Raw genomic sequence first — 18,184 nt, forward strand, 5'->3', positions numbered from 1 at the left:
GGGGAGGGTTGGTGGCTAGGCGACCGACTCGCCCAGCCGCCCCAATGCCCACTCCGCCGCCTCCACCACCACCGGATCGTCATCCCCCAGCAACCCCCGCAGCACCGGCACCAACTCCGCCGCCCCGCTATTCCCCGCCGCGATCGCCGCGTTGCGTATCATCCGGTTGCGCCCGATCCGCTTGATCGGCGAGCCCGAGAAGACCTGCCGGAACCCGGCATCGTCCAGCGACAGCACATCCCCCAGCTCCGGCGCGGTCAGTTCCGCGCGGGGGTGAAAGGCCATGTTCGCCTGCGCCGCCGCCGCGAACTTGTTCCACGGGCACACCGCCAGGCAATCGTCGCAGCCATAGATGCGGTTGCCGATCGCCGCCCGGAATTCCTCCGGGATCGGCCCGGCATGTTCGATCGTCAGATAGGAGATGCACCGCCGCGCATCGAGTTGATAGGGGGCGGGGAAGGCATTGGTCGGGCAGGCCCGCTGGCACGCGTCGCACCGCCCGCACGTATCGCGCGCCACCGCATCGGGCTCCAGTTCCAGCGTGGTGTAGATCGCCCCCAGGAACAGCCAACTGCCATGGTCGCGGCTGACCAGATTGGTGTGCTTGCCCTGCCAGCCGAGTCCCGCCGCTTCGGCCAGCGGCTTTTCCATCACCGGCGCGGTGTCGACGAAGACCTTGAGGTCGCAACCCGCTTCCCGCGCCAGCCAGCGGCCCAGCGCCTTCAACTGGCGCTTCACCACGTCATGATAGTCGGCCCCCTGCGCATAGACCGAGATGCGGCCGATCCGCCCCTGATCCGCCAGCCGCATCGGGTCTTCGGCGGGGGCATAGCTGACGCCCAATGAGATGACCGACTTCACCCCCGGCCACAGGCTGGCCGGGCTTTGTCGCTGGTGCGCGCGGTCGGCCATCCAGATCATCGATCCGTGCCGCCCCTCGGCCAGCCATTGGTGGAGGCGCTCGACCGTTTTCGGCGCGGCGTCGGCATGGGTGATGCCGATCGCGGCAAAGCCCAGTTCCGCCGCCTTCGCCTTAATCCGGGTTTCCAGCTTGTCTTGCGCCACGTCCGCCCGCTACCACAGCCGTTCAGGGAGGAACAGTTGCGTGGATAATCAGTGGGCGGTCAGCGCCTCGGGCCTCGCCAAGCGATTTGGCGACCGGCGTGTGGTGGACGGCGTCGACATCGCGGTTCCGACCGGCGCGGTTTACGGTGTTCTGGGGCCCAACGGCGCGGGCAAGACGACGACGCTGCGGATGCTGCTGGGCATTATCGAGCCCGACGAGGGCCGGCGCACGCTGCTCGGTCATGACCATCCGCGCGAGGCCAGCGATCTGGTCGGCTATCTGCCCGAGGAGCGAGGGCTCTACCCCGCGATGAAGGCGCGCGAGGCGATCGCCTTCATGGGGGCGCTGCGCGGACTCGACTGGGCGACCGGGCGGGCACGCGCGGTCGAACTGCTCGACCAAGCCGGGCTGGGCCATGCCGCCGATACCAAGATCCGCAAATTGTCCAAGGGCATGGCGCAGTTGGTGCAGTTGCTCGGCTCGGTCGTCCACCGGCCCCGGCTGCTCGTGCTGGACGAACCCTTTTCGGGGCTCGATCCGGTCAATCAGGAACGGCTGGAGGCATTGATACTGGGCGAGCGCGACCGGGGCGCGACCATCCTGTTCTCCACCCATGTCATGGCCCATGCCGAGCGGCTGTGCGACCGCCTCGCCATCATCGCGGGCGGGCAGCGGCGGTTCGAGGGGACGGTGGACGAGGCGCGCGGCACGCTGCGTTCGCGCGTCCGCTATCGCCCGCGCGACCCCGAGCGGGCGTCCCCCGACCTGCTTCCCACCGACGCGGTGCGGGAGGGGGAGGATTGGCGCTTCGTCCTGCCCGATGAGGGGATCGAACCGGTGCTGGGACGGCTGCTGGCGGCGGGAGCGGGGATCATGAACCTGTCGATCGAGCGGCCCAGCCTGCACGAGGCCTTTGTCCGCATCGTCGGCGAGCCGGTCGAGGAGAAGGCGGCATGAGCCGGACACGTCGATTGCTCCGCCAGACCATGACGATCGCACGCCGCGATTTCGTCGCGACCGTCTTCACGCCGATCTTCCTGCTGTTCCTGTTCGCACCGCTGATCATGGTGGCGTTCAGCACCATCGGCGCGATGGGCGCGGCGCAGGCGGCGGATCACGGTGCCGACCATGTGCGCATCGTCGCGATCGTGCCCAACGCGGTGGCGGGCGCCTTTGTCGAGGCGGACAAGCGCGCGCGCATCGTCTTCCGCCGCGACGAGGAACCGCCCGCGCTGGCGATCCTCACCCCCTCGGGCGAGCCTGGGGTCCAGGCGCGCAAGGCGTTCGAATCCGGCGACTATGACGCGACGGCGATACTCTATGGTCCGCTCGACCGGCCGACCATCCTGTATGGCCCCCGGGGCACGCGGGCGGCCGATTATTTGACGGTATTGGCGAGCAGCGCGCTGTCGGCCGAGCGGCTGGGCGGCGAACTGCCCAGGGTCGAGGCCACCAAGGTGCCGTTCAGCCGCCAGCGCGCGACGCTGGGCGGGCAGAACCAGACCGCCTTCCTGGCGGTGTTCGGCGTCTTCTTCCTGACCCTGTTCCTGGCGGGACAGGTCGTCGGCACCATGGCGGAGGAGCGGTCGAACAAGGTGATCGAGGTGCTCGCCGCCGCCGTGCCGCTGGAGGCGGTGTTCCTGGGCAAGCTGCTGGGCATGTTCGGGGTGGCGGTGCTGTTCATCGGCTTCTGGGGCACGGTGCTGGGCCAGGTGACCAGCCTGCTGCCGCCTGCGTTCAGTGGCATGGTGGGCGAACTGTCCCCGGCGGTCGGCCTGCCGATGTTCACCCTGTTGTTCGTGACCTATTTCACCATGGCCTATCTGCTGCTCGGATCGGTGTTCCTGACGATCGGCGCGCAGGCCTCGACCATGCGCGAGATCCAGATGCTGTCGCTGCCGATCACCATCGTGCAGGTGGGCATGTTCACCCTGACGCTGAGCGGCCTGTCCAAGCCCGATAGCTGGCTGGCGGTGATCGCCGAAGTGTTCCCGCTCTCCTCGCCCTTCGCGATGGCGGGGATGGCGGCGGCGAGCGATTCGCTCTGGCCGCATGCGGTGGCGCTGGCCTGGCAGGCGCTGTGGGTGGCGATCTTCGTGACGCTGGGCGCGCGGCTGTTCCGGCGGGGCGTGTTGCAGTCGGGCAGCGTGCGGCCCTTCTGGCGGCGCAAGGGGGCGTGATCCGCTCCTCCTGATCTTCGATGGATTAGGGGCCCTTATCCCGAGGGGGGCCCCTTCCTATCTTGGGTTTATGACCGCATCGCCTTCCGATCGCCGCGCTTTTCTGTCGCTGATGGGGCTGGGCGCCCTGGGTGCGGGCCTGTCCGCCTGCGGGCGGGAAGCCGAGGCGGCGGAGCGCTTTCCGGTTGCGATGAGCGACGCGGCCTGGCGGCAGAAGCTGGGCCCGGCGGCCTATAATGTGTTGCGTCAGGAGGGGACCGAGCGTCCCTATTCCAGTCCGCTCAACGACGAGCATCGCAGCGGCGTCTTTGCCTGCAAGGGATGCGCGCAGCCGGTCTTTTCGTCCAAGACCAAGTTCGAGAGCGGCACCGGCTGGCCGAGCTTCTGGGCGCCATTGCCCCGGGCCGTGGGGACGCGCAGCGATCGGTCGCTGATGATGGCGCGGGTGGAGGTGCATTGCAGCCGCTGTGGCGGGCATCTCGGCCATGTCTTCGACGATGGGCCCAAGCCTACGGGGAAGCGCTATTGCATGAACGGCGTGGCGATGACGTTCCGGGCGGCTTGATTCGCGCGGGGATTCCCTGTGGCCTTCGACTTCGCTCAGGCTGAACGGGTGTCAGGAGTGTTGAACCGGCCCCTTGCCGGAATACGAAACCCACAGCCGTTCGCGCTTGCGGCTGGACGGGGCCATCTGCCCCAAAAGCAGGAAGTTTACTCGACCGGAGCGGCGAAGGTCAGGATGCCGCTGACACGGCCATTGTCGCGCGAGGCGATCTGGGTGGCGGGGAGGTCGGCGACGTTGCTCTTGTGGCCGGAATAGATGAAGCCCTTGGTCGGATAGGCGGAGGTGCCCAGGTCGCCATTGGGGCCGTACCAGACCTTGACCATCGACCAGTCGTTGTTCGGCGAGACGTCGATCGCGCGGACGTCGCGCTCGATGCCGCCACGGCGCGACCAGTTGGCATGGGTGAGGAGGACTTCGCGGTCGCTGACGACCTTGCTGACCATCGCGACATGGCCGACGCGCATCCGGCGGGTGGCGTCGAAGGCGAGGACCGAGCCCGGCTGCGGGGTGTGGCCACGCTCGTAGCGGCCCTCGGCCTGGCCCCACCAGGTGTTGGCGTTGCCGTGAAGATCGATGCCCGAAATCTCGCGGGCATAGGGGGCACACTGCCAGAACTGCGCGGCAGCAGGGGTGGCCATCATCAGGCCGCACGATGCCATCAGCGCGAATCGCACTGCAAATGCCTTGAACTTCACAGGACCCCCCGGTCGGAATGTCGGTGTGAGTGTCGATTAACCGGGGCCAAACGGCTTGGAAAGGCGGGCTGGAACCATATCCGGTGAACGGTGTTTCGGCGGCGGTGACCTGAAAATCCGGCGGCGAAACGAAAATTTCGTTCCTCGTTTCGCCGTCGAAGATACTCGGTTCATCGTCCGAGCAGGCGATCCACGGTAACCTGTGTGACCGAATGATAACCGGGACGCGCCTTGTCGTAGATTCGCTTGGCGAGCGCCTGTCCCCATTCGCCCTGTCCCTGAAGCTGCTGGAACAGCGGCGCGACGAACTTGCGGCGGCCCTGCGAGGTCAGGAACTGCTCGGCGGACGCCTCGGCGGGCGCGTAGCGATTGGCGAGCGCCAGCCGCAGCCAGGCGAAGCGGATCTCGCTATTGCCCGTCTCGTTCCAATGAAAGCGTCCATCCAGCGCGGCGAGCCGGTCGGCGGAAAGCTGGCGCGGCAACTGGTCGAGGAAGCGGACATATTCCTGCGTCGTGACCTTGTCGGGCAGCGCCGCCACCGGACCGCCCGCCGCAAAGGCCTTCGCCGCCGCATCGATCGCGGGGAAGGCGTCGGAGCGGACATGGACCGCATTGGCGGGAATGCCGGGCTGATAGACCCAGGCATCGACGCCGATCCTCTCCGCCTCACCGGGCTTGAGCAGGTTCGCCTTCAGGTCGGCGAGGAAGCCCGCGCTGGTCTGCGGCTGAAAGGCGTGGCGATCGAAATAGCCGCGCAAGTAAGTGTCCCAGCGTGCACGGCCGACCACCGACTCGATGGTGCGCAGGAAGGTCGCGCCCTTGTCATAGGCGATCTGGGTCATGCCGTCGTCGGGATCGCGCTTCGCATCGAGATCAAGATGCAGCTTGGTATCGGGCGAGGCGGGCCCACCGGCTTCCTTCACCGCATTCTGCATGTCGGTCCAGGCCAGGTCCGCCTCCATCGCGGCACGGCGCTTGCCGTACATCGACTCCATGATCCGGTTCTCGAAATAGCTGGTGAAGCCCTCGTTCAGCCAGAAATCGTCCCAGGTCGCATTGGTCACGAGGTTGCCCGACCAGCTATGCGCCAGTTCATGCGCGATCAGGCTGACCAGGCTGCGGTCGCCCGCCAGCACGGTCGGCGTGGCGAAGGTGAGCATGGGGTTCTCCATGCCGCCGAACGGGAAGCTGGGCGGCAGGACCAGCACGTCGTACCGACCCCAGCGATACGGACCGTAAAGCCCCTCGGCAGCGGTCACGAACGTGTCGAGACCGGCGAATTCCCACGCCGCCTTGTCGAGCATCGCGGGCTCGGTCCAGATGCCGGTATTGCGGCTGAGCGGGCGGAATTGCAGGTCGCCGATCGCCAGCGCGATCAGATAGGGGGCGACCGGCTTGTCCATGCGATAGCTGGCGGTGTGGCGGCCATCCTCGCACGGGGATTTGGCGACCCGCTCGCCGCTCATCACCACGGTCAGGTCGCAGGGCGCATTGACGGTGGCGTCCCAGGTCTGGCGGATGCCCGGCGAATCCTGCGTCGGGATCCAGCTGCGGTTGAGGATCGCCTCGCCCTGGCTGAACAGATAGGGGTGTTTCTTGCCCGCCGTCTGTTCGGGCGACAGCCATTGCAGCGCCTTGGCGCCCGGCGCGGAGGCATAGGCGATCCGCACAATGCGCTGCCCGTTCAGCGTGATGGTCAGCGGCGCGCCGTGCACCGCATCGCCCTTGCCGATGCTATAGGGCAGGGGGCGGTTCTGTGCATCGGTGACGGTGACGATGCGCAGGCCGTTGTCGTCGACGACCAGCGTCTTGGCATTCGGCTTGGCATCGACCGACAGGGTCGCGATGCCGCGCATCACATGGCTGTCGAAATCGGCATAGAGGTTGAGCGAGACATGGGTGACCCGCGCCTCCAGCGGGCGGGCGAAGCTATGCACGTCACGCGCGTCGGCGCTGGTCAGTACGGGCGCGGTCTGCGGGGCGGCGGCGGGAGTTTGGACGGCGAGCAACATCGCCAGGGCGGCCAGGGACATGGGCACTCCGAATGGGACAGGATGATTGCACCATAGCCGGATTGTCCGGGAATGTTAGAGCTCTGGACGGATGGACTTCGGCGCACCAGCTAAAGGCGCATGGACGAGATGACGCTGGCGGTGGTGGGGATCGACTTTCCCAATGAGGACAAGGCGCGGAGCAACCGGCGTTTCGAATGGCTGGCATCCGCGATCGGCGATCCGGTGACGCTGCGCCCCGAGCCGCGCAACCGGCATGATCCCCATGCGGTGGCGGTGTTCAGCCAGCGCGAGGTGCAACTCGGTTATCTCTCCGCCGAACGCGCGCCGCTGATCGGGGCGCGATTGCGGCGCGGGGAAGAGGTGAGCGCCATCTATCAGGGGCTGAGGGGATCGGTCGCCTATATCCGCGTCCGTTTCGGCGGCGGCGCGCCTACCTTGCCGCCGGAGCGTGAACCAGTCGATCCCGTCGCGCCGCTCGGGGACGATGGCTTCTATCCCGATCCGGACGGTCCCGAATGGGGGGCGTGATCCGCGTTCCGGCGATCGCCCAACGAAAAAGGGAGCCGAAAACGGCTCCCTTCCCCCGCATGGTTTCCCATGCGCCAATGGTCCGGGCGGGGTTTCCGCCGCCCGCGACGATCAGTTGCTGTCCGCGTCGTCGTCCTTGACGATCGCGACAACGCCGATGGCAACGACGCCAGCAGCGATGATCGCGGCCAGGATGCCCGCACCGGCCAGCTTGTTGTTCTTGGCGGTCGGAGCCGACGCGCGAACCGACTTCGAAACCGACAGGCTGGCGGCCGGGTTCGTCGGAGCAGCAGCAACCGGAGCAGCGACCAGAGCGGTGGCGGCAACAGCAGACAGGAACTTCATCATACTCAATCTCCCATGGCGAACTACCGCCAAGACGCGGTGGTGTTCATCGTCCCGATAGCGCATACGCGCGCCACAGTAAATTTGTTCCTGCACCGCACCAATTTTTTTGCAACTGCGGGGAACATTTTCGAAGTCTGAAATCCTGTTAACTATAGTGTCAGGAAAAATCGTTCCATTATGGATGGATCGCCGCTCCGCTGATTGCCGAGGTCGTGGGGGCGAAGGCGATCCACAGGTCTGGCGGCATCAGCGTCCGCCGTCGCGCCGGGTCAGCGCCGCGACGCAACTCGCCCGGTCGATCGCGCTGCCATCGGGCTCGCGCGCGTCGAGATAGGTGACGCGCGGCTCCGACCCGTCCTTGGGATAGAGATAGGCGTCGAGCACGCAGAAGCTGCCCTGGAACTGCAACTTGCGCGCGGCCCCTTCGCGGACATCGGCATCGGGATTGCCGAACAGCTTGGTCAGCCCGGCGGCGTCCTGGCCCAGCACGCGCTCCAGCCCGACGCTGGTATAGGGCACCGCCACCGGGGCCATGCCGGTGCTGCGAACCGGGGCGGCGGTTTGCTGCACGGTACAGCCGGCCAGCAGGATCAGGGGGAGCAGCAGCGGCGCGGGGAACCGGATCATGGCTGTCGTCTCTTGTGAAAGAAATGGGTCGCCATGCTTGCCCCCAGGACGGGCGCGAGCAGGTTCAGCCCCGGAACCACGAACAGGGCGGCGGCGGCAAGTCCCAACAGGAAGCGGGCAGGCCCGGTCGCCTTGCGCCAGCGACGCATGGCGGGGCCGTCCATATGCCGCGCCGCCACCATGTCGCCCAGGTCGCGCGACAACAGCCAGGCATTGACCAGCAGGAACGCCGCCGCCGTCCCCACGCCGGTCGCGAGCAGCACGATGTAGAGCGGCAGGAGCAACAGGTTGACCGCGATCACCCGGAGCGCCGATCCCAGGCCCATGGCCATGCCCCGCGCCAGCGCCACCGGCCGCGCGCTCGCCAGCGCCTGGGGATAGTGCCTGGCCTCCACCGCCGCGACGATGTTGTCGGCGAAGATACCGACGACCGCCACCGCGACCGCGCGAAAGGCGAGCCATAGCGCCAGAAACTCGACCACCAGGGTCAGCGCCGCCGACCATCCGCCCGCCTGCGCGCCCAGCCACCCGGTCAGGGCCGCACGGACGCCCCACCACATCGCCACCCCGGCGGCGGCGAACAGCGCGAAGGTGACCGCCAGCGAACGGACCAGCACCCGGCGGATGGCCGGATCGCCCAATTGGGCCAGCGACAGGAAAAAGGCGCGGAACATGCGTCCGGGATGGCGCGGCGTGGGCCCTCAAGTCAATGCGACGCCGGTATGGTCGCCCCAGTGCGGCACCGTGGCTTGCGCGGGGGGTAGGCCCTGACTAGGGCGGCTCCATCCAACTGCTTTATCTCCGGAGTCCGTTACTTGACCAAGCCCACTTACGACGTGGTGGCGATCGGCAATGCCATCGTCGACATCCTGGCCTCCGCCGAGGATGATTTCATCGCCGAGCAGGGCATGACCAAGGGCGCAATGCAACTGGTCTTCTCGACCGAGGAAGCCGATGCGCTTTATGCCAAGATGGGCCCGGGGCGCGAGATCTCGGGCGGCTCGGCGGCGAACACGCTGGCGGGCATCGCGGCGCTGGGCGGCAAGACCGCGTTCATCGGCCAGGTCGCCGACGATCAGCTTGGCGAGGTCTTCGCGCACGATATCCGCGCCGCCGGTGTCCGCTACGACACGCCGGTCCGCGCGGGGCAGCCGACCACGGGTCGCTGCATGATCTTCGTCAGCCCCGATGGGCAGCGGACGATGAACACCTTCCTGGGGGCCTCGCACTATCTGCCCGCCAGCGCGCTGGACCGCTCGCTGATCGAGGATGCGGCCTATCTCTATATCGAGGGCTATCTCTGGGATCCGGAAGAGCCGCGCGCCGCGATGCGCGCCGCGATCGACGTCGCGCGGGCGGCGGGCCGCAAGGTCGCCTTCACCGCCTCGGCCGAGTTCGTGATCGACCGCCACCGTGCCGATTTCCATGCGCTGATCGATGGCGGCATGATCGACGTGATCTTTGCCAACGAGACCGAGATCGTCGCGCTGACCGAGGCCGCCGATGTCGAGGCGGCGATCGCGTCGCTGAAGGACAAGGTCGAAACTCTGGTCGTGACGCTGGCCGAAAAGGGTGCGCTGGCGCAGCGTGGGCCCGAGCGGGTGACGGTGCCTGCCCATCCGGTCGACAAGGTGGTCGACACCACGGGCGCGGGCGATCTGTTCGCGGCGGGCTTCCTGCACGGCCAGACGCAGGGGCAGGACCTGAAGGCCTCGCTGACCCTGGGCGCGGCCTGTGCCGCCGAAATCATCAGCCATTTCGGCGCGCGGCCCCAGGTCGACCTGAAGGCCCTGGCCGCCGGTCTGTAACCCAATCCTCCCCAAGCTGTGCTTGGGGAGGGGGACCATCCGAAGGATGGTGGAGGGGCAACGGCCCCCAAAGCAAAGGGCCCGGAGGATCGCTCCTCCGGGCCCTTTTTAATGCCTGCCGAAACCGATCAGCGATCGAGCGGCTTGGCGATTTCCGGCTGCATCGCGGGGTCCTCGACCACGTCGATGATGCCACGCCCGACATAGCTGCGCTTGCGGCTGTAGAGGAAATAGATCGCCAGACCCACCGCGCCCCAGCCCGGCAGGACCAGGATCGCGATCAGCGGCAGCGAGAAGTAGAGATAGGCGCAACCCACCATCGCCAGCGGCGCGACGACCCACACGGCGGGCGTGCGGAACGGACGCTTGCGGGTCGGATCGGTCTTGCGCAGTACCATCACCGACAGCGCCACCATGAAGAAGGCGAACAGCGTTCCCGAGTTGGAATAGTCCGCCAGCTTGCCGACCGGCAGGAAGGCCGAGGCGATGGTGGCGGCGATGCCGGTCACGATCGTCACGACGTGCGGCGTGTGATAGCGCGGATGCACCGAGGCCAGCTTTTCGGGCAGCAGGCCGTCGCGCGCCATGGTGAAGAACACGCGCGTCTGGCCGAACATCATCATGAGGACGACCGAAGGCAGCGCCAGCGTCGCGGCCAGGCCGATCAGATTGCCGATCTTTTCCCAGCCGATGGTGCGCAGGACATGCGCCAGCGCCTCGCGCGAGCAGGACAGGGGCTCGGCCACGCCGCTGGCGACGATCGCCTTGCACTGTGCGGCGAGTTCCGACGTACCCGGCGACAGCACCGTGCCCGCCGCATCGCGCACCGGCTGCGCACCCAAAGGCGAGCCGATCGCGCCTGCCGACACCAGCAGGTAGAAGACGGTGCAGAACAGCAGCGAGGCGATGAGGCCGATGGGCACGTTGCGCTGCGGGTTCTTGGTCTCCTCGGCGGCGGTCGACACCGCGTCGAAGCCGACATAGGCGAAGAAGATCGACGCCGCCGCCCCCGCGACGCCGGTCAGCCCGGTGGGCATGAACGGCTCGAAATGCGCGCCGTTGATGACCGGCACCGACAGGGCGATGAACAGGGTGAGGGCGGCGACCTTGATCGCGACGAGGATCGCGTTGAACCGCGCGCTCTCGGTGGTGCCGATGACCAGCAGCCAGGTGACGAGCAGCGAGATGACGACGGCGGGCAGGTTGATGTAACCGCCCGAGGAGGGGCCGTTGACCCATTCCATCGGTATGTCGATGCCCAGCAAATTGCGGATCTGCCCGACGACATAGCCGGACCAGCCGACCGCGACGGCGGACGCGCCCACCGCATATTCCAGGATCAGCGCCCAGCCGACCATCCAGGCGAGCAACTCGCCCATGACCGCATAGGTATAGGTATAGGCCGATCCCGCGACTGGCACCATCGAGGCCAGCTCGGAATAGCAGAGCGCCGCCACGGCGCAGACGAAGCCCGCCATCACGAAGGACAGCATCATCCCCGGCCCCGCCTTTTGCGCGGCTTCGGAGGTCAGAACGAAGATGCCCGTGCCGATGACGGCGCCGATACCCAGCATGGTGAGCTGGAACGCGCCTAGCGATCGTTGCAGCCCCTTCTTCTCGGCGGTCGCCAAAATGGCGTCCAGAGGCTTAACGCGCCCGAAAATCATGAATGTCCAATCCCCCCAAGGGAAGGGCGGCCCCTATCTGGAACGCCCCCGGTGTCTGGTGAATGATCCGGAAGGTTAGCTGCAATTTTATTACGCGCAATCCCTAAGACGCCGGGGATGCGCCGACGGGAGGGGATTTAAGCCCCCCTCCCGGCAGGGGGAGGGGTTGGGGAGGGGCAAGAGCCACGGGCGATGCTCTCTGCGAGACCCCGTGCCCTCCCCCATCCCCTCCCGCTTGCGGGAGGGGTGTGCCCATCGGCTCCATCAGCCTGCCAGCATCGGGCCGAGCGGCCTACCCGCAAGGATGTGGACATGGAGATGCGGCACTTCCTGTCCCGCATCCGGCCCGATATTGGCGAGCAACCGGTATCCCGGCTCGACCGCGCCCGCTTCCCGCGCGACATGACCGACCGCGCGCACGAAACCGGCGATCTCCGCCTCGCTGCCCCGCGCCGAAAAATCGTCCCACGACACATAGGGTCCGCGCGGGATCACCAGGATATGGGTCGGTGCGTGCGGTGCGATGTCGTGGAAGGCGATCGCCCATTCATCCTCATAGACGCGGCGCGAGGGGATTTCGTCGCGCAGGATCTTCGCGAAGATATTCTGGTCGTCATAGGGCAGGGTGGCGTCGATCGGCATGGTCGATACTCTCCGCAAAAGGGGTCAGCGAGGCCGCGCGGCCTTTTCGTCATGCCCCGACACGCCCTCGCGCCGCGCCAGTTCGGCCCTGACATCGTCCAGCGAATGGCCGGTATCGGTCAGCAGCACGATCAGGTGGAACATCAGGTCGGCGGCTTCGGACACGATCTTGTCGGGCTGCGCCATGGCGGCGATCACGGTCTCGACCGCTTCCTCGCCCAGCTTCTGCGCGATCTTGGGTCGCCCCTTGGCAAAGAGGCTGGCGGCATAGGAGGTGGCGGCGTCGCCTTCGTCCCGGCGCGCGCGGATCGTGGCTTCGAGGCGGTCGAGCATGTCCATGGCGGCGTGGGTGGCGCAGGCGGCGGGCGGCGTCAATCCTTGCGGTTTCGGCGGCGCATCAGGTTGCGCAGCAGCCAGATCGCCGCGATCGCAAAGACGAACAGCGCGATGTCCGACAGCTCCGGATGGGTGCGCGGGGTGATGACATCGTTGTGGCCATTGGCGGCGGTCATGATGGCGAGGGGCATGAGGGCAGTTTAGCAGCCGTCCGGGCGCGGGTCATCCGGGGGATTTTGGTTCACGCGAAGACGCGAGGACGCGAAGATTTTTTGATTCGCGCGGAGGCGCGGAGGCGCGGAGAGTCTGGTTGTGGGGTTGGCGATTGGCCTTCCACACGGCCTCAGCAGGTCTTCCGCTCGCCTTCCGTTCACGCTGAGCGAAGTCGAAGCGCACGTCTAGCGCTTTGCCAGTTGGCGGGGTTATCCCATGGCCTTCGACTTCGCCCAGACTGAACGGGGATTGGGTGCTCTGCCCCATCGATCGGGAGACACGCACCGCCTAGTGATGAAGGCCAGCGCCCGCCCGAAAACCAAACTCTCCGCGTCTCCGCGCGAACAAAAATCTTCGCGGCTTCGCGCGAAAATCAATGCGCCCGAACCGGCACCCCCGCTGCCGCCAGCGCGCGATGCGCATCCGCAATCGACGCATCGCCGAAGTGGAAGATCGACGCCGCCAGCACCGCCGAAGCATGGCCGTCGCGAACCCCCGCGACCAGATCGTCCAGCCCGCCGACGCCGCCCGACGCGACCACCGGCACGCTGGTCCGGTCGGCGATGGTACGGATCAGGTCGAGGTCATAGCCGCCCCGAGTCCCGTCCCGGTCCATTGAGGTGACGAGCAGCTCACCCGCACCCAGTTCCGCGAGCCGCAGCGCATGTTCGACCGCATCAATGCCCGTAGCGCGCCGCCCGCCATGGGTGAACACCTCCCAGCCATCCGCCGTCCGTCGCGCGTCGACGCTGGCGACGCAGCACTGGCTGCCGAATCGCTCGGCGATGTCGGAGACGACTTCGGGGCGGCTGACGGCGGCGGAGTTGACCGCCACCTTGTCCGCGCCCGCCAGTAGCAGCGCACGCGCATCCTCCGCCGTGCGCACCCCGCCGCCGACGGTCAGCGGCATGAAGCACACCGCCGCCGTTCGCCGCACCACGTCCAATATGGTGCCGCGCGCCTCATGGCTGGCGGTGATGTCGAGGAAGCAGAGTTCGTCGGCCCCGGCGGCGTCATAGGCGCGCGCCTGCTCGACCGGATCGCCCGCATCGATCAGGTCGACGAAGTTGACGCCCTTGACCACGCGCCCATTGGCGACGTCCAGGCAGGGGATGACGCGCGCCCGGACGGTCATGCGGCCGCCGCCACCGACAGCGCCGCCGCCAGATCGAGCCGCCCGTCATAGAGCGCACGGCCGGTGATGACCCCCTCGACCCCGTCCTGATGATGGAGCGCCAGCATATGGATATCGCCGATCCCCGCCACGCCGCCGCTGGCGATGACCGGGATGCGCACCGCGCGCGCCAGATCGACGGTGGCGGGCACGTTGCAGCCCTTGAGCATCCCGTCGCGTCCCACATCGGTGAACAGCAGCGCGGCGACTCCCGCATCCTCGAACCGTCGCGCCAGGTCCTCGACCGACACGTCCGACACATCGGCCCAGCCGCGCGTCGCGACCATGCCGTCCTTGGCATCGACCGCGACGACGATGCCGCCGGGATAGGCCTTGGCCATGTCGCGGACGAAATCGGGATTCTCCAGCGCCGCCGTGCCGATCACCACGCGCGACACGCCCAGGTCGAACCAGCGTTCGACATTCTCGGGCTTGCGGATGCCGCCGCCCAGTTGGACATGGCCCGGAAAGGCTTTGACGATGGCCTGCACCGCCTCGCCATTGACCGATGTGCCCGCGAACGCACCGTCGAGATCGACGACGTGGAGATGCTGCGCCCCCGCCTCGGCGAACAGCATCGCCTGATGCGTCGGATCGTCGCCATAGACGGTCGCGCGGTCCATATCGCCCTCGGCCAGACGAACGACCTGGCCGCCCTTCAGGTCGATGGCGGGGAAGACGATAAGGCTCACGGGTGCCACTCCAGGAAACGGGTGAGGAAGAAGAGGCCGTAACGCTGGCTCTTCTCAGGGTGGAATTGCGCGCCGACCACCGTGTCGCGGCCGATCGCGGCTGCGACGGGGCCCGCGTGATCGGTGGTCGCCAGCACATGCTCGCCGGTAAAGGCGAAGCTGTGGAGGAAATAGGCCTCGCCCGGCACGATCAGCGGGTGGTCGATCACGGGTAGCACATCGTTCCAGCCCATATGCGGCACCTTGGCCGCCGGATCACTGGGGGCCAGACGCGCGACCCGGCCGGGAATCCAACCGAGCCCGCGATGCTCGCCCATCTCCTCGCCCGTGTCGGCGAGCAACTGCATCCCCACGCAAATGCCCAGAAAGGGCCGCGCGCGGGCGAGGGCGGCGTCGCGCAGCGCCTCTTCCAATCCATCGACCGCACGCAGATTCGCCGCGCAGGCCCCGAACGCGCCGACGCCGGGCAGGACGATCCGGTCGGCCTTGGCGATCACGTCCGGGTCGGCGGTGACGACCACATCGCTCGCCCCCGCCGCGCGCAGGGCGTTTTCGACCGAATGGAGATTGCCCGACTCGATATCGATCAGCGCCAGCGTCACAACATGCCCTTGGTCGAGGGGATGGCGTCCGCCTTGCGCGGGTCGATCTCGACCGCCATCCGCAGGGCACGCGCCAGCCCCTTGAAAATACTCTCGGCGATGTGATGGTTGTTATGACCGTGGAGCAGCTCGACATGGAGCGTGATCCCGGCCTCCTGGGCGAAGCTATGGAACCAGTGCTCGATCATCTCGGTCTGGAGCGTGCCCAGCATCGGATTGGTGAACGGCACCTTCCACACCAGCCAGGGGCGGCCCGAAATGTCGAGCGCGGTGCGGGTCAGCACCTCGTCCATCGGCGACAGTGCCTCGCCGTAGCGATAGATGCCGCGCTTGTCGCCCAGCGCCTTGGCAAAGGCCTGTCCGATGGCCAGCGCGCTGTCCTCGGTCGTGTGGTGGCCATCGATGTGCAGGTCGCCCTCGACCTTGACCGACAGGTCGATCAGCGAATGCCGCGACAACTGGTCGAGCATATGGTCGAGAAACCCGATGCCGGTGGCGTTCTGATAGACGCCGGTGCCGTCGAGATTGACGGTGACGTCGATGACGGTTTCCGCGGTGGCGCGGTGGACGGAGGCGGTGCGCATGGCCTTCCCATAAACACCTATCCGTCCCATGCAATCTTGACCCGCGATCAAAGGCCGCTAGTCCAAGGGATATGACCGAAGGATTGCCCGACAGCCTCATCCCCTATGACGAAATCGTGCAGGAGGCCCTGCGCACGGTGGTGGGGCGTGTGCTCGGCCCGGTGGCGGAGACGGGGCACCTGCCCGGCACGCACCATTTCTACATCACTTTCAAGACCCAGGCGCCCGGTGTGGACATTCCGCAGCGGCTGATCGAGCGATTCCCGGATGAGATGACCATCGTCCTACAGAATCGATTCTGGGACCTGACGGTGGATGAAAATCGCTTCTCGGTCGGCCTCAGCTTCAACCAGGTGCCGTCGAAGCTGGTCATTCCCTATTCGGCGATCACCCGCTTCCATGACCCGGAAGTGCAGTTCGAACTGGGCTTCCAGGTCGCCGACGATCCCGAAGGCGAACCCGATCCGCATGATTCGGCCGAAAATGACGAACCCGTCGGCAAGCCCGTCGAAGACGGCAGCAACGTCGTCGCGGTGGATTTCAAGCGGAAGAAGTAACGAAGACTGGGTTCGCGCGAAGGCGCGGAGAACGCGGAGAAGATGCGCTTCGTGGCGTCTATGGACCTGCTCCAATAGACCTGGGTGGGGCAGGATGCGGTGGCCAAATGCCAGACACCTCCGCGTTCTCCGCGCCTCCGCGCGAACCAAAAATTCCTTGTTCCCCGGCGAAGGCCGGGGCCCGGTTCTTCTGACGCGGATGGCAAAGAACGTCATCGCGTGAGAGGCGAACGCCAAGCGCTATCGATGGTTTGCAGTGACTGGACCCCGGCCTTCGCCGGGGTAGGACCTTTATATGCCGGGACCAGCATGATTAGATGGGGAACCCAATCCCCATGCGGTGAGTCCCTGTTGCCATGACCCAGACCCGTACCGAAACCGACTCGATCGGCCCGATCGAAGTCCCCGGAGACGCCTATTGGGGCGCGCAGACCGAGCGGAGCCTCGAAAACTTCCCCTTCGGCGCGCGCGAGCGGATGCCCATCGGCATCGTCCATGCGCTGGCCATCGTCAAAAAGGCCGCCGCGCGAATCAATCGTGGCCATGGCCTTGCCCCCGAAAAGGCCGACGCCATCGAATCGGCGGCGCAGGAGGTGATCGACGGGCGGCATGACGACCAGTTCCCGCTGGTGATCTGGCAGACCGGCTCTGGCACCCAATCCAATATGAACGCCAATGAGGTGATCGCGGGCCGCGCCAACGAAATCCTCACCGGCACACGCGGCGGCAAGTCGCCTGTCCACCCCAATGACGATGTGAATCGCGGCCAGTCGTCCAACGACACCTTCCCGACCGCACTCCACGTCGCCGCCGCGCTGGCGGTGACGAAGCAGCTTTTTCCTGCTCTCGACCGGCTTCATGCCGCGCTGGATGCCAAGGCGAGGGAATGGGACGCGATCGTCAAGATCGGCCGCACCCATTTGCAGGATGCGACCCCGTTGACGCTGGGTCAGGAATTTTCGGGTTACGTCCAGCAACTCGCCAATGCCCGCGACCGGATCGAGGGGACGCTCCACCGCAATATCCTGCCGCTCGCGCAAGGCGGGACGGCGGTCGGCACCGGCCTCAACGCGCCCAACGGCTTTGCCGAGGCGATCGCCGCGGAGATCGCGGAGGCGACCGGGCTCGATTTCGTCACCGCGCCTAACAAGTTCGAGGCGCTGGCCAGCAATGACGGGCTGGTCGACCTGCACGGCACGCTCAACGTCCTGGCGGTGGCGCTGACCAAGATCGCCAACGATATCCGCCTGCTCGGCTCCGGCCCGCGTTCGGGGCTAGGCGAGTTGGAACTGCCCGCCAACGAACCGGGCAGCTCGATCATGCCGGGCAAGGTCAACCCGACCCAGTGCGAGATGCTGACCATGGTGGCCGCACAGGTGATCGGCAACAATGCCGCCGTCACGGCGGGCGGCTTGCAGGGGCATCTGGAACTCAACGTGTTCAAGCCGTTGATCGGTGCGAATGTGCTGCGGTCGATCCATCTGCTGGCGGTCGGGATGGAAAGCTTCGCGGAACGCACGGTCGAGGGGATGACGGTCAATCGCGACCGGATCACCGAGTTGCTCGACCGCTCGCTGATGCTGGTGACCGCGCTGGCGCCAGAGATCGGATACGACAACGCCGCCAAGATCGCCAAGCACGCGCATCACAAGGGACAGACGCTGAAGGAGGCCGGGCTGGAACTGGGGCTGGTCGACGAGGCGACCTTCGACCGGGTGGTGCGGCCGGAGTTGATGCTCGGGCGGTGATCGCCGGGGCTTGGTGAACCAGACATCCGTTCAGCCTGAGCGAAGTCGAAGGCCAAGGGAATCCGCCCGCCAAGCCGCTATGGCAAAGCGTGTGCTTCGACTTCGCTCAGCGCGAACGGATGGAGGGGTATCCTGAT

Annotated in this window: 21 protein-coding genes; 7 read left to right on the forward strand and 14 right to left on the reverse strand. The window is 66.8% G+C overall.

The genetic code is table 11. The features are described from left to right. Nucleotides 1–15 precede the first annotated feature (15 nt). Nucleotides 16–1,065 (reverse strand): tRNA epoxyqueuosine(34) reductase QueG, encoded by a 1,050-nt coding sequence (gene queG, locus SM191_RS11560; RefSeq protein WP_341506331.1) that lies wholly within the window; start codon nt 1,063–1,065, stop codon nt 16–18. Between the two features lie 40 nt (nt 1,066–1,105). Between queG and SM191_RS11565 the strand changes: the two genes are divergently transcribed. The 3 genes from SM191_RS11565 to msrB all read left to right on the forward strand — a co-directional run bounded on the left by SM191_RS11565 (nt 1,106) and on the right by msrB (nt 3,811). Continuing rightward, nucleotides 1,106–2,023, forward strand: coding sequence for an ABC transporter ATP-binding protein (locus tag SM191_RS11565; RefSeq protein WP_341506332.1), 918 nt, complete (start codon nt 1,106–1,108; stop codon nt 2,021–2,023). Further along, the gene (locus SM191_RS11570; RefSeq protein ID WP_341506333.1) at nt 2,020–3,246 is read left to right on the forward strand and encodes an ABC transporter permease; all 1,227 of its coding nucleotides are present in this window, start codon (nt 2,020–2,022) and stop codon (nt 3,244–3,246) included. Before SM191_RS11565 ends, SM191_RS11570 begins: the two co-directional genes overlap by 4 nt. A gap of 70 nt (nt 3,247–3,316) precedes the next feature. After that, complete coding sequence (gene msrB / locus SM191_RS11575; RefSeq protein ID WP_341506334.1) at nt 3,317–3,811, forward strand: peptide-methionine (R)-S-oxide reductase MsrB; 495 nt, start codon at nt 3,317–3,319, stop codon at nt 3,809–3,811. Nucleotides 3,812–3,957: 146 nt separating this feature from the next. Here msrB and SM191_RS11580 read toward each other — a convergent pair whose 3' ends face one another. Both SM191_RS11580 and SM191_RS11585 read right to left on the reverse strand, forming a co-directional pair. Further along, complete coding sequence (locus SM191_RS11580; protein WP_341506380.1) at nt 3,958–4,470, reverse strand: CHAP domain-containing protein; 513 nt, start codon at nt 4,468–4,470, stop codon at nt 3,958–3,960. Between the two features lie 206 nt (nt 4,471–4,676). Next, nucleotides 4,677–6,539, reverse strand: coding sequence for a M1 family metallopeptidase (locus tag SM191_RS11585; RefSeq protein WP_306998977.1), 1,863 nt, complete (start codon nt 6,537–6,539; stop codon nt 4,677–4,679). A 99-nt stretch (nt 6,540–6,638) separates the two neighbouring features. Here SM191_RS11585 and SM191_RS11590 point away from each other — a divergent pair, with 99 nt between their 5' ends. After that, complete coding sequence (locus tag SM191_RS11590) at nt 6,639–7,049, forward strand: HIRAN domain-containing protein (RefSeq protein ID WP_341506335.1); 411 nt, start codon at nt 6,639–6,641, stop codon at nt 7,047–7,049. A gap of 111 nt (nt 7,050–7,160) precedes the next feature. Here SM191_RS11590 and SM191_RS11595 read toward each other — a convergent pair whose 3' ends face one another. From SM191_RS11595 to SM191_RS11605, 3 genes are all read right to left on the reverse strand, one after another. Then, a complete protein-coding gene (locus SM191_RS11595; protein ID WP_267434425.1) occupies nt 7,161–7,397 on the reverse strand; it encodes a hypothetical protein in 237 nt (78 codons plus the stop codon). Nucleotides 7,398–7,643: 246 nt separating this feature from the next. Next, nucleotides 7,644–8,024 carry a hypothetical protein gene (locus SM191_RS11600; RefSeq protein ID WP_341506336.1) on the reverse strand — a complete coding sequence of 127 codons (381 nt, stop codon included), beginning with the start codon at nt 8,022–8,024 and terminating at the stop codon, nt 7,644–7,646. Further along, nucleotides 8,021–8,698: an EI24 domain-containing protein gene (locus tag SM191_RS11605; RefSeq protein WP_341506337.1), complete on the reverse strand. Its 678-nt coding sequence runs from the start codon at nt 8,696–8,698 to the stop codon at nt 8,021–8,023. Before SM191_RS11605 ends, SM191_RS11600 begins: the two co-directional genes overlap by 4 nt. A gap of 141 nt (nt 8,699–8,839) precedes the next feature. On the opposite strand from SM191_RS11605, the gene SM191_RS11610 reads away from it, so the two are divergent. Further along, nucleotides 8,840–9,832, forward strand: a complete 993-nt coding sequence (locus SM191_RS11610; protein WP_341506338.1) for an adenosine kinase — start codon at nt 8,840–8,842, stop codon at nt 9,830–9,832. A gap of 128 nt (nt 9,833–9,960) precedes the next feature. Here the strand turns inward: SM191_RS11610 and SM191_RS11615 are convergent, their stop codons facing one another. From SM191_RS11615 to hisB, 8 genes are all read right to left on the reverse strand, one after another. Beyond that, nucleotides 9,961–11,499 (reverse strand): amino acid permease, encoded by a 1,539-nt coding sequence (locus SM191_RS11615; RefSeq protein ID WP_341506339.1) that lies wholly within the window; start codon nt 11,497–11,499, stop codon nt 9,961–9,963. Between the two features lie 264 nt (nt 11,500–11,763). Then, complete coding sequence (locus SM191_RS11620; RefSeq protein ID WP_341506340.1) at nt 11,764–12,141, reverse strand: histidine triad nucleotide-binding protein; 378 nt, start codon at nt 12,139–12,141, stop codon at nt 11,764–11,766. Between the two features lie 24 nt (nt 12,142–12,165). After that, nucleotides 12,166–12,480, reverse strand: a complete 315-nt coding sequence (locus SM191_RS11625) for a phosphoribosyl-ATP diphosphatase (RefSeq protein WP_341506381.1) — start codon at nt 12,478–12,480, stop codon at nt 12,166–12,168. A 32-nt stretch (nt 12,481–12,512) separates the two neighbouring features. After that, entirely contained in the window at nt 12,513–12,653 is a 141-nt protein-coding gene (locus tag SM191_RS11630; protein WP_341506341.1) for a hypothetical protein, read from the reverse strand. A 410-nt stretch (nt 12,654–13,063) separates the two neighbouring features. Further along, on the reverse strand, nt 13,064–13,825 hold the full coding sequence (hisF, locus tag SM191_RS11635; RefSeq protein WP_175313885.1) for an imidazole glycerol phosphate synthase subunit HisF: 762 nt from the start codon (nt 13,823–13,825) through the stop codon (nt 13,064–13,066). Next, complete coding sequence (gene hisA, locus SM191_RS11640; protein ID WP_341506342.1) at nt 13,822–14,556, reverse strand: 1-(5-phosphoribosyl)-5-[(5-phosphoribosylamino)methylideneamino]imidazole-4-carboxamide isomerase; 735 nt, start codon at nt 14,554–14,556, stop codon at nt 13,822–13,824. Before hisA ends, hisF begins: the two co-directional genes overlap by 4 nt. Next, nucleotides 14,553–15,158, reverse strand: coding sequence for an imidazole glycerol phosphate synthase subunit HisH (gene hisH / locus SM191_RS11645; RefSeq protein ID WP_341506343.1), 606 nt, complete (start codon nt 15,156–15,158; stop codon nt 14,553–14,555). Before hisH ends, hisA begins: the two co-directional genes overlap by 4 nt. Next, nucleotides 15,155–15,742: an imidazoleglycerol-phosphate dehydratase HisB gene (hisB, locus tag SM191_RS11650; RefSeq protein WP_341506344.1), complete on the reverse strand. Its 588-nt coding sequence runs from the start codon at nt 15,740–15,742 to the stop codon at nt 15,155–15,157. The genes hisH and hisB overlap by 4 nt, the downstream gene beginning before the upstream one ends. A 71-nt stretch (nt 15,743–15,813) precedes the next feature. Between hisB and SM191_RS11655 the strand changes: the two genes are divergently transcribed. Both SM191_RS11655 and fumC read left to right on the forward strand, forming a co-directional pair. Then, nucleotides 15,814–16,299, forward strand: coding sequence for an SspB family protein (locus tag SM191_RS11655; protein WP_306999004.1), 486 nt, complete (start codon nt 15,814–15,816; stop codon nt 16,297–16,299). 356 nt (nt 16,300–16,655) lie between these two features. Beyond that, on the forward strand, nt 16,656–18,047 hold the full coding sequence (fumC, locus tag SM191_RS11660; RefSeq protein WP_341506345.1) for a class II fumarate hydratase: 1,392 nt from the start codon (nt 16,656–16,658) through the stop codon (nt 18,045–18,047). Nucleotides 18,048–18,184 lie beyond the last annotated feature (137 nt).

It is taken from the genome of Sphingomonas sp. 2378, assembly GCF_038084995.1.
Classification (GTDB): domain Bacteria; phylum Pseudomonadota; class Alphaproteobacteria; order Sphingomonadales; family Sphingomonadaceae; genus Sphingomonas.

Excerpts from the sequence above, each read along its gene's own strand:
- SM191_RS11570 (WP_341506333.1), top strand. The coding sequence starts at position 2,020 with ATGAGCCGGACACGTCGATTGCTCCGCCAGACCATGACGATCGCACGC.
- msrB (WP_341506334.1), top strand. The coding sequence starts at position 3,317 with ATGACCGCATCGCCTTCCGATCGCCGCGCTTTTCTGTCGCTGATGGGG.
- SM191_RS11580 (WP_341506380.1), bottom strand. The coding sequence starts at position 4,470 with ATGGCATCGTGCGGCCTGATGATGGCCACCCCTGCTGCCGCGCAGTTC.
- SM191_RS11585 (WP_306998977.1), bottom strand. The coding sequence starts at position 6,539 with ATGTCCCTGGCCGCCCTGGCGATGTTGCTCGCCGTCCAAACTCCCGCC.
- SM191_RS11590 (WP_341506335.1), top strand. The coding sequence starts at position 6,639 with ATGGACGAGATGACGCTGGCGGTGGTGGGGATCGACTTTCCCAATGAG.
- SM191_RS11595 (WP_267434425.1), bottom strand. The coding sequence starts at position 7,397 with ATGATGAAGTTCCTGTCTGCTGTTGCCGCCACCGCTCTGGTCGCTGCT.
- SM191_RS11600 (WP_341506336.1), bottom strand. The coding sequence starts at position 8,024 with ATGATCCGGTTCCCCGCGCCGCTGCTGCTCCCCCTGATCCTGCTGGCC.
- SM191_RS11605 (WP_341506337.1), bottom strand. The coding sequence starts at position 8,698 with ATGTTCCGCGCCTTTTTCCTGTCGCTGGCCCAATTGGGCGATCCGGCC.
- SM191_RS11615 (WP_341506339.1), bottom strand. The coding sequence starts at position 11,499 with ATGATTTTCGGGCGCGTTAAGCCTCTGGACGCCATTTTGGCGACCGCC.
- SM191_RS11620 (WP_341506340.1), bottom strand. The coding sequence starts at position 12,141 with ATGCCGATCGACGCCACCCTGCCCTATGACGACCAGAATATCTTCGCG.
- SM191_RS11625 (WP_341506381.1), bottom strand. The coding sequence starts at position 12,480 with ATGGACATGCTCGACCGCCTCGAAGCCACGATCCGCGCGCGCCGGGAC.
- SM191_RS11630 (WP_341506341.1), bottom strand. The coding sequence starts at position 12,653 with ATGACCGCCGCCAATGGCCACAACGATGTCATCACCCCGCGCACCCAT.
- hisF (WP_175313885.1), bottom strand. The coding sequence starts at position 13,825 with ATGACCGTCCGGGCGCGCGTCATCCCCTGCCTGGACGTCGCCAATGGG.
- hisB (WP_341506344.1), bottom strand. The coding sequence starts at position 15,742 with ATGCGCACCGCCTCCGTCCACCGCGCCACCGCGGAAACCGTCATCGAC.
- SM191_RS11655 (WP_306999004.1), top strand. The coding sequence starts at position 15,814 with ATGACCGAAGGATTGCCCGACAGCCTCATCCCCTATGACGAAATCGTG.
- fumC (WP_341506345.1), top strand. The coding sequence starts at position 16,656 with ATGACCCAGACCCGTACCGAAACCGACTCGATCGGCCCGATCGAAGTC.